Raw genomic sequence first — 12,542 nt, forward strand, 5'->3', positions numbered from 1 at the left:
CCCCCATGGCCAACCTGAAAATCAAGAATCTGCAAAAAGGCTTCGAAGGTTTCTCCATCATCAAAGGCATCGACCTGGAAGTGAACGACAAGGAATTCGTGGTCTTCGTCGGCCCCTCGGGCTGCGGCAAATCCACCCTGCTGCGGCTGATCGCCGGTCTGGAAGAAGTCAGCGACGGCACCATCGAACTCGATGGCCGCGACATCACCGAAGTCAGCCCGGCCAAGCGCGATCTGGCGATGGTGTTCCAGACCTACGCGCTGTACCCGCACATGACCGTGAAGAAAAACATGTCGTTCGCCCTCGATCTGGCCGGCGTGTCGAAAGCCGAAGTCGAGAAAAAGGTCGGCGAAGCGGCGCGGATTCTCGAACTCGGGCCGATGCTTGAGCGCAAGCCGAAACAGCTCTCCGGTGGTCAGCGTCAGCGCGTGGCAATCGGTCGCGCGATCGTGCGCAATCCGAAGATTTTCCTGTTCGACGAACCGCTGTCCAACCTCGATGCCGCGCTGCGCGTGCAGATGCGTCTGGAGTTGCTGCGCCTGCACAAAGACCTGCAAGCGACGATGATCTACGTGACCCACGATCAGGTCGAAGCGATGACCATGGCCGACAAAGTCGTGGTGCTCAACGGTGGCAAGATCGAACAGGTCGGCTCGCCACTGGACCTGTATCACAACCCGGCGAACCTCTTCGTCGCCGGTTTCCTCGGCACGCCGAAAATGGGCTTCCTCAAGGGCAAGATTGCCCGCGTCGACGGCCAGAGCTGCGAAGTCTCGCTGGACGCCGGCACGCGCATCACCCTGCCCTTCAACGCCGGCAATCTGAGCGTCGGCAGCGCCGTGACCCTCGGTATTCGCCCGGAACATCTGGAGCTGGCGCAAGCGGGTGACTGCACCTTGCAAGTCACCGCCGACGTCAGCGAACGCCTGGGCAGCGACACCTTCTGCCACGTAACCACCAACGCCGGCGAAGCCCTGACCATGCGCGTGCGCGGTGATCTGGCCAGCCGTTACGGCGAACAACTGGACCTGCACCTCGCCCCGGCTCACTGCCATTTATTCGATGCCGAAGGTATCGCGTTGACCCGTCCGCTGCGCGCTGCGGCCTGATTTCGAGAATTTGCGATGAAACTCAACCAACAGAACCTCCATCGGCTGGCCAGCGAAGTACAACTGCCGGCCTACAGCCTCAGCGACACTCGGCAAGGCATCGCCCACATTGGCGTCGGCGGCTTCCATCGCGCGCATCAGGCGTATTACACCGACGCCCTGATGAACACCGGCGAAGCCCTCGACTGGGCCATTTGCGGCGTTGGCCTGCGCGCCGAAGATCGCCGTGCTCGCGATGATCTCAAGGAACAGGATTACCTGTTCACCCTGTTCGAACTGGGTGACAGCGATGACACCGAAGTCCGCGTCATCGGTGCGATTCGCGACATGCTGCTGGCCGAGGACAGCGCTCAGGCGCTGATCGACAAACTCGCCGATCCGCAGATCCGCATCGTCTCGCTGACCATCACCGAAGGTGGTTATTGCATTGATGACAGCAACGGCGAATTCATGGCGCACCTGCCGCAGATCCAGCATGACCTGGCCCATCCGGAGGCGCCGAAAACCGTGTTCGGTTTCTTGTGTGCCGCCCTGGAAAAACGCCGGGCGGCGGGGATCCCGGCGTTTACCGTGATGTCTTGCGATAACCTGCCACACAACGGCGCCGTGACGCGCAAGGCGCTGCTTGCCTTTGCCACATTGCGCGATAGCCATCTGTGCAGCTGGATCGACGCCAACGTCAGTTTCCCCAACGCCATGGTCGACCGCATCACGCCGATGACCAGCACCGCGCACCGCCTGCAACTGGCCGACAAACACGGCGTCGACGATGCCTGGCCGGTGGTCTGCGAGCCATTCGTGCAGTGGGTGCTGGAGGACAAATTCGTCAACGGTCGCCCGGCCTGGGAAAAGGTCGGCGTGCAATTCACCGACGATGTCTCACCCTATGAAGAAATGAAGATCAAACTGCTCAACGGCAGCCACTTGGCGCTGACGTATCTGGGCTTTTTGAAGGGTTACCGGTTTGTTCACGAGACCATGAACGACCCGCTGTTCGTGCGTTACATGCGCGCCTACATGGATCTGGACGTGACCCCGCAACTGGCGCCGGTGCCGGGCATTGATCTGACGGACTACAAAAACACGCTGGTGGCGCGCTTCTCCAATCAGGCGATTGCCGATCAACTGGAGCGGGTGTGTTCGGACGGCTCGTCGAAGTTTCCCAAGTTCACCATTCCGACGATCAACCGGTTGATTGCCGATGGGCAGGAGACCAAGCGTGCGGCGTTGGTGGTGGCGGCGTGGGCGTTGTATTTGAAGGGTGTGGATGAGAATGGTGACACCTATTCGATTCCGGATCCGCGCGCGGCGTTTTGTCAGGCGTTGGTGGCGGACGATGCTTTAATGACTCAGCGGTTGTTGGCGGTCGAGGAGATTTTCGGCACGGCGATACCGCGTTCGGCGGAGTTTGTCGCGGCGTTTGAGTGGTGTTGCAACAGCTTGCGCGAAGAGGGTGTGACGCGGACTTTGCAGCGCATTCTGGATTGAAAAGCCCCTCACCCTAACCCTCTCCCAGAGGGAGAGGGGACTGACCGAGGCGTTCTTTCGGAATACATCGACCTGAACGTCCGCAGTCGAACTCAGGTTTTGAACAGCTCCGGTTGAGAGAACCGGAATCGAACTCAGGCTTTGAACAGCTTCGTTTGAGAGAACCGGAGTCGAACTCAGGCTCTGAACAGCTTCGTTTGAGAGAACCGGAGTCGAACTCAGGTTTTGAACATGCCCCGATCGGCTCCCTTCCCCCTCGCCCCCTTGGGGGAGAGGGCTGGGGTGAGGGGGTAAGCTATTGATCTTCACCGCAACCCAACGGGTTCACACATGACAACACAACAACTGTTCCTCGGCATCGACTGCGGCACCCAAGGCACCAAAGCCATCATCCTCGACGCCGCCACCGGCCAAGTCCTCGGCCAAGGCGCCGCCGCACACACGATGATCAGCGGCGCCAACGGCCGCCGCGAGCAAGACACCCAACAATGGCTGGAAGCCTTCACCCTAGCCACCCGCCAGGCATTGCTGGCGGCGAATGTCGATGGCCAGTCGATCCTCGGCATCGGCGTCTCCGGCCAGCAACATGGCCTGGTCCTGCTCGATGAGCAAGGTGAAGTCCTGCGCCCGGCCAAGCTCTGGTGCGACACCGAGACCAGCGCCGAAAACGACCGTCTGCTGGTGCATCTGGGCGGCGAAAAAGGCTCGCTGGAACGCCTCGGCGTGGTCATCGCGCCGGGCTACACGGTGTCGAAACTGCTCTGGACCAAAGAACAGCACCCCGTAGTGTTCTCGCGCATCGCACGCATTCTGTTGCCCCACGACTACCTGAACTTCTGGCTCACCGGCCGCGCCTGCAGCGAATACGGCGACGCCTCGGGCACTGGCTATTTCAACGTCCGTACCCGCCAGTGGGACTTGCAACTGCTGCGCGACATCGACGCCAGCGGACGCCTGCAAGCGGCACTGCCTGAACTGATCGATGCACATCAATCTGTAGGCTCCATCCTCCCGGCGATTGCCGAACACCTCGGCATCAACCCCAACGCGTTGGTATCGAGCGGTGGCGGCGACAACATGATGGGCGCCATCGGCACCGGCAACATTCAGCCCGGCGCAATCACCATGAGCCTCGGCTCTTCCGGCACGGTATACGCTTATTCCGACGTGCCGAAAGTCAGCCCGGACGCTTCGGTCGCGACGTTCTGTTCATCCAGTGGCGGTTGGTTGCCGCTGATCTGCACCATGAACTTGACCAACGCTACCGGCGCGATTCGCGAGCTGTTCGACCTCGATCTGCAGCAGTTCAACGACCTCGTCGCGCACGCCCCCATCGGCGCCGACGGCGTGAGCATGCTGCCGTTTCTCAACGGCGAACGCGTTCCCGCCCTGCCCCACGCCACCGGCAGCCTGCACGGTTTGACGCTGGATAACCTGACCCAGGCCAATCTGTGCCGCGCCGCTGTCGAAGGCACCACCTTCGGTTTGCGCTACGGGCTGGATCTGCTCCGCCAGAATGGTTTACAAAGCCGCAGCATTTGCCTGATCGGCGGCGGGTCGAAAAGCGCGGTGTGGCGGCAGATCGTCGCTGACATCATGAACACCCCGGTGATCTGCACCGAACAAAGCGAAGCCGCCGCCCTCGGTGCAGCGATTCAGGCGGCGTGGTGCACATCCTGGTCGAACGGCCACGAAGACACCCTCGCCGACCTGTGCCAGCGCTGCGTGAAACTCGATTCAAGCAGTGAAACCCTGCCGATTGCCGCCAACGTCGCGGCATTCCAGCAGGCCTATGAACGCTATCAACAGCATGTCGCAACCCTATAAAGAGCAAACAATCATGTATTTGGTGTGTGGCGAAGCCCTGTTCGATTTTTTCAGTGAAGACGACGCCAGCGGTCTGGCCTCGAAAGTCAATTTCAAGGCGATTGCCGGCGGCTCGCCGTTCAACGTCGCCGTCGGTTTGCGCCGTTTGGGCGTGGACTCTGCCTTGTTTGGCGGGTTGTCCACCGACTACCTCGGCCGCCGCTTGCAGCGAGTGCTGCAGGACGAAGGTGTGCGCCCGGACTATCTGGTGGATTTCGCCGCACCGACCACGCTGGCCATGGTCGCGGTTGGTGCGAATGGCTCGCCGCACTACAGCTTTCGTGGCGAAGACTGTGCGGACCGGCAGTTGAGTCTGGCGCATCTGCCGTCGCTGGGGCCGGATGTTCGCGGCTTGCATATCGGCTCGTTCTCGCTGGTGGTGCAGCCGATCGGCGACACCCTGCTCGCACTGGTGCAGCGTGAAAGCGGCAAACGCCTGATCACCCTCGACCCGAACGTACGCCTCAACCCCGAGCCGAACATCGACCTGTGGCGCGAGCGCATCGCCACATTGGTGCCACTGGCCGATCTGATCAAGGTCAGCGACGAGGACTTGAGCCTGCTCTACCCCGAACAGGACCCGCAACGCGTGATCGAAGGCTGGCTCGAACAGCGCTGCCAGGTCGTCTTCCTCACCCGTGGCGGCGACGGTGCCAGCGTGTTCAGCCGCCAGCATGGCAACTGGTCAGTGCCGGCGGCCTCGGTGACGATCGCCGATACCGTCGGCGCCGGCGACACCTTCCAGGCTGCGCTGATCACCTGGCTGACCGAGCACGGCCTGGATTCGATCGAAGGCGTGCAGCAACTCGCTCGCGAGCAGATCGACGCCATGCTCAAGTTCGCCGTGCAAGCCGCCGCACTGACCTGCAGCAAGACCGGCCCGGATCTGCCCTATCGTCATCAATTGAGCTGAGCGCGTAGACTGTCGGCCTTTTTGCGCACGACGGGATAACCGCTTTTGAATTACAGGCAGACGCTTGGACTACTGACACTGGCAACGCTACTGAGCGGGTGCGGCACCTCACCGCCCCGATCGCCGGAAGACATTTGCGAAATCTTCCGGGAAAAAAGCGACTGGTACGACGCTGCGCAAGTCACGCAAAAACGCTGGGGCGTACCGATTCAGGTGCCCTTCGCGATCATGTATCAGGAATCCGGCTACCGCTACGACGCCAAGACCCCGCGCAAATACCTGCTCTGGGTGATCCCGTGGGGCCGCGTTTCCACCGCTTCAGGTTATGCGCAAGCCAAAGATGAAGTCTGGGCCGACTACCAGAAAAGCACCGGCCGCAGCGGCGCCGACCGCGAAGACTTCGACGACGCCATCGACTTTGTCGGCTGGTACATGGACAAGACCTATTCGATCAACGGCGTCTACAAGTACGACGCCTACAACCAGTACCTCAACTACCACGAAGGCTGGGGCGGATTCCGCAACAAGACCTACGCGAGTAAAGCCTGGCTGATGCCAACGGCGCGCAAAGTGCAGAATCGTTCGGATGTGTATGCGCGGCAATATGCCGGATGCAAAGAGGATTTGAATCGCGGGTTCTGGAGCCGGTTCTGGCATTGGCTGTAACGGTGACTTCAAGGGCCTCATCGCGAGCAGGCTCAGTCCTACGGGGGATCTTCAGCGGACGCGGATATCGCCTTCAACATTGATCCATTGTAGGAGTGAGCCTGCTCGCGATAGCGCCCGATCAAGCACTACACATCCAAGACCTACAACACCGAAAAGTTGTAACTCACAATCACCCGAGTCTCATCCACATCCCGGGCAAACTTCTCATAATTGGTGCGATACGTAGCATTTCTCAAACGCAGACTCACATCCTTGAACGTGCCCGTCTGAATCACATACTTCAACTCGCTGTCGCGTTCCCACTCCTTCCCTTCCTGATCACTGCCCAATACCTTGATGTGATCACCGTTCACATAACGGGTCAGGAAACTCAAGCCATTGATGCCGATGGCTTTGAAGTCATAGTCATAACGCAACTGCCAGGAACGTTCCTGCGCAGCGGCGAAGTCGTTGACCTGCACGTAGTTGACCAGATACGGATTGCTGCCATCGAGGTACGGCATCGAGTTGTCGCCGTTCATGCGCTGCCAACCGGCGCTGAACGTATGGCCGCTGTGCGCATAAGACAGCATGCCGCTCAACGCCCGGTTATCGATGGAACCGGCCTTGGCATCACCGCTGTCGGCACTCTTCAGCACACGCAGATCCGCTTTAAGTACACCGCCAGCCAACGGTTGATTGCCTAACAGGCCGACAAAGTGCTGACGATAAATGTCTTCCAGTTCGGCGTAGTGATACTGCGCAGTCAGGCGATCATTGATCTTGTAGTCGAAGCCGTACATGTCGAAATGATCGGCGGTGGTGTTGCACGCGTAACGCTTGTTCTTGCAGTGCACGCGGATGTCTTGCGAATCGGTGGAATCACGCGCGGTGTACTTGTCCAGGCGCGCGGCCATGAAGGTCAGATCCTTCACCTCATTAGAGGTCAGCATGGCGCCGTTGAACATCGTCGGCAGCAAACGACCGTCGTTGTATTTCAGCAACGGCAGATCAGGCAGCAGTGCGCCGTACTTCAGCACCGTGTCCGAGACCTTGACCTTGGCGGTCAGGCCCATTTTCGCGTATTGGCCTTTCGAGCCGCGCGGGTCGTTGCCGCTCGATGGCAGCAAGCCGCTATTGCTGCGGTCCGGACTGGAATCGAGTTGAAAGCCAAGCATGCCCAGCGCATCGATACCGAAACCCACCGTGCCCTCTGTGTAGCCCGATTGCAGGTTGAGAATAAAGCCCTGTGCCGACTCTTCACGCTTGGAGGCGCCCTGAGCGTTCGAGGTGCTCCCATCACGGAAATCGCGGTTGAAGTACACCGTGCGCGATTCGATTTTCGCCGTGGTGTCTTCAAGAAATCCGCTGGCCTGAACCTGTGCGGTAAAACCTGCGCACAGCACAAAGGCTCCGAAGCCAAACGACTGGCGCGGGGTGATGAGGGGAAATGGGGGACGCATGAAAAACTCCAACAATGCAGCGTTTGCGCAAGCGCGCAACAAGCCAGAAAAATAGCTCCCGTCCCGGGTCAGATTGAACCAGGAGAAAGTGAACACGCAGGGGTGAGCGGCAATGATGGCAGATGGCTTTGACGTGCTACAGGCGACTTTAGTCTGAATCTGACTGAGGATTCTTCAACCCGGGATCGTGGGAAAAGTTGCCGGCGATCAACGCCAATTCGCACTAAACACCCGGTTTCATTGGGCCAAACACCTCACCTAAGGGTTTTCCCTATACCGCAAACCTGCCAGACCTACGGCTTTTGTGCCTTGAACGGTGCCGCTTAATCCTCCATCATCCGTCCCCTGCTTATTCAACGGACGGAATTCAAGGCATGCTGGACGCCAACGCAACCCACATCACCCTCACGCTTCAAGGCGCCAACGCCGACCTGCAAGTCCTCAGCTTCACCGGTCGCGAAGCCCTCAACCAACCGTTCCGTTTCGACCTCGAACTCGTCAGCGCCCGCCCCGACCTCAAGCTCGAAGAGCTGTTGCACAAGCCCGGCGTCCTGACCTTCGGCCCGACCGGCGAAGGCAAGATCCACGGTCTGGTCTATCGCATCGAGCAAGGCGACTCCGGCAAGACCCTGACCCGTTATAGCCTCAGCCTGGTGCCACAACTGGCCTACCTGCGGCACAACCATGATCAGCAGATTTTCCAGCAACTGACCGTGCCGAAGATCATCGCCCAGGTGCTGGAAGATCGCGGCATCCTCGCCGACGCCTACAGCTTCCAGCTCAACGCCGAATACCCGGAACGGGACTACTGCGTGCAGTACGACGAATCCGACCTGCACTTCATCCAGCGCCTGTGCGAGGAAGAAGGCATTCACTTCCACTTCCAGCACAGCAGCAGCGGCCACAAACTGGTGTTCGGCGACGACCAGACCGTGTTCCGCAAGCTGAAACCGGTGAGCTACCAGCAAGACTCCGGCATGGCTGCCGACAAACCGGTGATCAAACGCTTCAACCTGCGCCTGGAAACCCGCACCACCCGCGTCAGCCGCCGCGACTACGACTTCGAAAAACCGAAGATCCTCCCCGAGGGCGCGGTCAAAACCGAGTTCGCCCCGGACCTCGAGGACTACGACTACCCCGGCCGCTTCACCACCCGCGAGCGCGGCAAGTTCCTTTCCACCCGCGCCCTCGAACGCCATCGCAGCGACTACAAACTCGCCGAAGGCAAAGGTGACGAACCAACCCTGACCAGCGGCCATTTCCTCACGCTCGCCGAACACCCGCGCGCCGAGTGGAACGACCTGTGGCTGCTGCTGGAAGTCTTCCACGAAGGCAAACAACCACAAGTGCTCGGCGAAAACGTCACCAGCGACGTCACCGACAACAAAAGCGATTTCCACCAGGGCTACCGCAACAGCTTCCTCGCCACCCCGTGGGACGCGCACTACCGCCCTGCCCTTGAACACCCGAAACCGAAAGTCCTCGGCAGCCAGACCGCGGTCGTCACCGGCCCGGCAGGTGAAGAAATCCACTGCGACCAGTACGGCCGCATCAAAGTGCAATTCCACTGGGACCGCGACGGTCAGTCCAACGACAAAACCACCTGCTGGATGCGCGTCGCCAGCGGCTGGGCCGGCGCCGCGTACGGCGGCATCGCCATCCCGCGCATTGGCATGGAAGTCCTCGTCACCTTCCTCGAAGGTGATCCCGATCAGCCATTGGTCACCGGTTGCCTGTACCACAAGGAAAACGTCGTCCCCTACGACCTGCCGGCAAACAAAACCCGCAGCACCTTCAAAACCCTGAGCTCACCGGGCGGCAAGGGCTACAACGAATTCCGCATCGAAGACAAGAAAGGCGCCGAGCAGATCTACATCCACGCCCAGCGCGACTGGGACGAAAACATCGAGCACGATCAGAAGATTCGGGTGGGCAATGAACGGCATGACACTGTCGAAGCCAACACGCTGAGTGAGTTCAAGGTTGAAGAGCATCGGATTACGCATCTGGATCGAATCAGCGAGATGCGGGCGGATGATCACCTGACGGTTGGCGTGACGCAGAACGTGAAGGTCGGTACGGCGCAGTTTGTCGAGGCTGGAACCGAGATTCACTATCACGCGGGTGAGAAAGTGGTGATCGAAGGTGGCATGGAGCTGACCGCCAAGGCTGGCGGGAGCTTTGTGAAAGTGGATGCCGGTGGTGTGACCATCAGCGGCGCCGAGGTAAAGGTCAATACCGGAGGCGCGCCGGGCGTGGGGACCGGCATCGGAATTCTGGAACCCGTCATTCCATGGGCCGCCGCGAAAGACAAGGCAGGCGCCCTGCTCGTTCCGGCAGCAGTGCAAATGGCCTTGGCCAAGGCTGCTCGCAAAGCAGGTGACATCCGTTGCCCGATCTGTGAAGCCTGCCGCGAAGGCAAATGCGATCTGGGAGCCACAGCATGAGCGAAATACTCAACAACTGGCTAGGCGAACAGTCCAGACTCAATCGCGTGCTGATTCTGGCACTGGACAGCCTCGCCGAACCTAACCCGGTCACGTCCCTGTACAGCGCCGGTGTCATGCAACGCTCGGTGCAACTCTATCGCCGCACCGAGTTCGCCCAGTTTGCCGCCATCAGCCCGTGGTTGACCGAGTTGCATAACCCAGGCAACGAAGCGTTCCGCAAACTGGTCGATGACCCCCAGCGTAACTGGGGCTGGATCGGCAGCATGGACAAGGCTGACCTCGACAGCCTCACCCAGCACTGGATCGCTCGCATGGTCATCGACGAAGACGGCGAACGCTCGCTATTCCGCTTTCAGGACAACCGCGTTCTCGCCCGCTGCCTCGGCAACATGAAAGAAACCGAATGGCCACTACTTCTCGGCCCCATCAGCAGCGTGTTGTATTGGAATCAGGATCAATGGCAAAGCGCGGATAACAGCAGAGCTGGAATGTATCCGGTACCGATTCCACAGCCGTGGTTGCGTAATCCGGAGTCTGGTGAACAGGCTCGCAGCATCCTGCGCGAAAACCTAAAACGATGGTTATTGACCTATCACGTAGAGGCAGCTGCCACCCTGGCTGAGACTCGAGTGGTCAGTGAATGGCTTGAGGAGCAACTGGATTTGCTTGATGCCTGGGCTTGGCAACTACCAGAGCAAAGGGAGTTGATGTTGAGCCGCCGACTGTCAGAGCAATGTATGCAAGATATAGTCTGGGAGCCTTTGCCAGGAGAAACACCTCAGGAGCATTTTGCTAGATGCAAACGAGTATTCAGTTGAGTTTATCAATCTAGTTTAGTTATGTTTTAACGTTTTCTCAGGAAGCAACAAATGAGTAAACCATCACTTTCATTAAATTTGAAGTCACTATTACTTCTGACGCTTCCTTTAATCGGTGCCTGCACCTCTGCCGGCCAAATTGCTCAAAGCAGCATTGAAGACATTACCAGCCACTATGGGCCCGATTCATTTACCCTGGTAGCGACTACACCAGCCAACTTTGGTTTGACGGCAAAATCACAATATACACCACTGGCTGGTCAGGATTGCAGGACCTATTCAGCGGGTTTGGGAGGCGAGGTAACCCGACGACATCAGAAAACTGATCAGATTGATGTAAAAGATATAGAACAAACCGCCCGCTTCAATATTCCTCTCAGTTATCGCATAGCCGGATGCGAGATGGAGCTGACTCGCGTAGACATGGCCGTTGACGGCCGCTATGGCACATCTTCATTGGATATCGGCGGGGATATCGGAGGAATTTCTGTAATAGGCAGCACCGCTATTGGATATTCAGCGCCGCCTTTGGCGGAGAACCCTGAATTTAGAGGCTTGTGTACCTGGATGTTTCAACTCAGCGTAGCAAGAATCGAAAAAAACGGGATTTCCAAAATATTATCCTGCAGCGCGGCAAATACCGATTGGGACGTGTCACCTGACTATTTTGAACGCAGCAAACCGGGTGGTTCAATCGAACGATCAAATATTAGCGGTAAAAACGTAAAGTTTACCTTCCGTCTATCAAAAGACGAAGAACCCAGCATGAACAATCGCTGGGTTAAAACTACGAAGGGTTGGAAGCCTTGTCAGGGCAGCGCAACATCAAACAGGTGCCAAACTCCTCCTACTTTCAAAAAATTCAAAATGAATGATCGTGTATGTACCGTCTATCCCAATTGCGCAGAACAGGGAGTAGTTAATGAGTGAGCGAAATTTTTCACACAGTCTCCGAACTGTGTCTTTCCTTGTTCTGCCATTGATAGGCGCATGCAGTTTTGCCGGCCAGATGGCGAAGGACTCAGTAGAAGGTGTTACGAGCAACTACAGCAGTGACCACTTCACATTAGCTGCAACCATTCCTGCGAATTTTGGTTTTACATCGAAAGCCAAGTACTCGCCTAAGAAAGGTAAAAAATGCGAAGTCTACAGTCCTGGTCTTGGTGGAAATGTGATACGCCAACAACAAAAATCTAATACGACTGACGCGAAAAACGCTGAACAAACAGTGTCTACGGACATTCCGCTGGAATATAACATCGCTGACTGCTCCATGGAACTTACCCGCGTTAGTTATGAGGTAAGCGCCTCATACGGAGCAGGTACGAGGGATCGCGACTTGGAACTCGCCGGCGGTCTAACCGTAACAGACACTAGAGGCACCCAGGATCAAGCTCCTGCAAATGTTATTGAGCAACGTGGAACTTGCAGTTGGCTTTTTCAAATCAGCACAGCAAAGGCAAAAAAAGACAATATTGAAAAGATATTGTCGTGCAGCGCCGCCGATCAAAAATGGAACGTTCCTGATGATTATTCGAAGAGAAAAAAGCCCGGAGGAGCTATAGCCAGAGACAAACTCAACAAAAAAACAGTTAACGTTGTATTCCACTTCTCTGAAATTGAAGAACCTTCGAAAGACAACCGCTGGATAAAGACAAACCTAGGCTGGAAGCCTTGCCAAGAGACCGCTGAGTCTGTTCGCTGCGGAGCTCCTCCCATCTTTAGAAGTTTCAAGATGAATGGAAGAGAATGCAGTATTTACCCTACCTGCAGTGAATAAGGACATA

At 57.8% G+C, this 12,542-nt stretch carries 10 protein-coding genes; 9 read left to right on the forward strand and 1 reads right to left on the reverse strand.

Translation table 11 applies throughout. From position 1 onward, the window contains the following. The first annotated feature begins 5 nt into the window (after nt 1–5). The 5 genes from ACM6IV_RS09025 to ACM6IV_RS09045 all read left to right on the forward strand — a co-directional run bounded on the left by ACM6IV_RS09025 (nt 6) and on the right by ACM6IV_RS09045 (nt 6,042). Nucleotides 6–1,109 carry an ABC transporter ATP-binding protein gene (locus tag ACM6IV_RS09025; protein WP_414869661.1) on the forward strand — a complete coding sequence of 368 codons (1,104 nt, stop codon included), beginning with the start codon at nt 6–8 and terminating at the stop codon, nt 1,107–1,109. Nucleotides 1,110–1,124: 15 nt separating this feature from the next. Next, entirely contained in the window at nt 1,125–2,597 is a 1,473-nt protein-coding gene (locus tag ACM6IV_RS09030; protein WP_414869662.1) for a mannitol dehydrogenase family protein, read from the forward strand. A gap of 330 nt (nt 2,598–2,927) precedes the next feature. Beyond that, nucleotides 2,928–4,424 (forward strand): xylulokinase, encoded by a 1,497-nt coding sequence (xylB, locus tag ACM6IV_RS09035; RefSeq protein ID WP_414869663.1) that lies wholly within the window; start codon nt 2,928–2,930, stop codon nt 4,422–4,424. A 13-nt stretch (nt 4,425–4,437) separates the two neighbouring features. Further along, nucleotides 4,438–5,376, forward strand: coding sequence for a carbohydrate kinase family protein (locus ACM6IV_RS09040; RefSeq protein ID WP_414869664.1), 939 nt, complete (start codon nt 4,438–4,440; stop codon nt 5,374–5,376). Between the two features lie 45 nt (nt 5,377–5,421). Further along, the gene (locus ACM6IV_RS09045; protein WP_007912129.1) at nt 5,422–6,042 is read left to right on the forward strand and encodes a hypothetical protein; all 621 of its coding nucleotides are present in this window, start codon (nt 5,422–5,424) and stop codon (nt 6,040–6,042) included. Between the two features lie 143 nt (nt 6,043–6,185). On the opposite strand, the gene ACM6IV_RS09050 is transcribed toward ACM6IV_RS09045, so the two are convergent. After that, nucleotides 6,186–7,487 (reverse strand): OprD family porin, encoded by a 1,302-nt coding sequence (locus tag ACM6IV_RS09050; RefSeq protein WP_414869665.1) that lies wholly within the window; start codon nt 7,485–7,487, stop codon nt 6,186–6,188. Between the two features lie 374 nt (nt 7,488–7,861). Between ACM6IV_RS09050 and ACM6IV_RS09055 the strand changes: the two genes are divergently transcribed. Genes ACM6IV_RS09055 through ACM6IV_RS09070 form a run of 4 tightly spaced genes read left to right on the forward strand, consistent with a single transcriptional unit; the run spans nt 7,862 to nt 12,535 of the window. Further along, entirely contained in the window at nt 7,862–9,934 is a 2,073-nt protein-coding gene (locus ACM6IV_RS09055) for a type VI secretion system tip protein VgrG (protein WP_414869666.1), read from the forward strand. Continuing rightward, the gene (locus ACM6IV_RS09060; protein ID WP_414869667.1) at nt 9,931–10,755 is read left to right on the forward strand and encodes a DUF4123 domain-containing protein; all 825 of its coding nucleotides are present in this window, start codon (nt 9,931–9,933) and stop codon (nt 10,753–10,755) included. The genes ACM6IV_RS09055 and ACM6IV_RS09060 overlap by 4 nt, the downstream gene beginning before the upstream one ends. A 51-nt stretch (nt 10,756–10,806) precedes the next feature. After that, nucleotides 10,807–11,685 (forward strand): hypothetical protein, encoded by an 879-nt coding sequence (locus tag ACM6IV_RS09065; protein ID WP_414869668.1) that lies wholly within the window; start codon nt 10,807–10,809, stop codon nt 11,683–11,685. Continuing rightward, complete coding sequence (locus ACM6IV_RS09070) at nt 11,678–12,535, forward strand: hypothetical protein (RefSeq protein ID WP_414869669.1); 858 nt, start codon at nt 11,678–11,680, stop codon at nt 12,533–12,535. The genes ACM6IV_RS09065 and ACM6IV_RS09070 overlap by 8 nt, the downstream gene beginning before the upstream one ends. Nucleotides 12,536–12,542: the final 7 nt, after the last annotated feature.

The sequence above is a fragment of the Pseudomonas sp. IT-347P genome (assembly GCF_949768005.1).
Lineage (GTDB): Bacteria > Pseudomonadota > Gammaproteobacteria > Pseudomonadales > Pseudomonadaceae > Aquipseudomonas.

Bases quoted from the DNA above. Each gene is read 5' to 3' on its own strand.
- ACM6IV_RS09025 (WP_414869661.1), top strand. From the start codon at position 6: ATGGCCAACCTGAAAATCAAGAATCTGCAAAAAGGCTTCGAAGGTTTC.
- ACM6IV_RS09030 (WP_414869662.1), top strand. From the start codon at position 1,125: ATGAAACTCAACCAACAGAACCTCCATCGGCTGGCCAGCGAAGTACAA.
- xylB (WP_414869663.1), top strand. From the start codon at position 2,928: ATGACAACACAACAACTGTTCCTCGGCATCGACTGCGGCACCCAAGGC.
- ACM6IV_RS09040 (WP_414869664.1), top strand. From the start codon at position 4,438: ATGTATTTGGTGTGTGGCGAAGCCCTGTTCGATTTTTTCAGTGAAGAC.
- ACM6IV_RS09050 (WP_414869665.1), bottom strand. From the start codon at position 7,487: ATGCGTCCCCCATTTCCCCTCATCACCCCGCGCCAGTCGTTTGGCTTC.
- ACM6IV_RS09055 (WP_414869666.1), top strand. From the start codon at position 7,862: ATGCTGGACGCCAACGCAACCCACATCACCCTCACGCTTCAAGGCGCC.
- ACM6IV_RS09060 (WP_414869667.1), top strand. From the start codon at position 9,931: ATGAGCGAAATACTCAACAACTGGCTAGGCGAACAGTCCAGACTCAAT.
- ACM6IV_RS09065 (WP_414869668.1), top strand. From the start codon at position 10,807: ATGAGTAAACCATCACTTTCATTAAATTTGAAGTCACTATTACTTCTG.
- ACM6IV_RS09070 (WP_414869669.1), top strand. From the start codon at position 11,678: ATGAGTGAGCGAAATTTTTCACACAGTCTCCGAACTGTGTCTTTCCTT.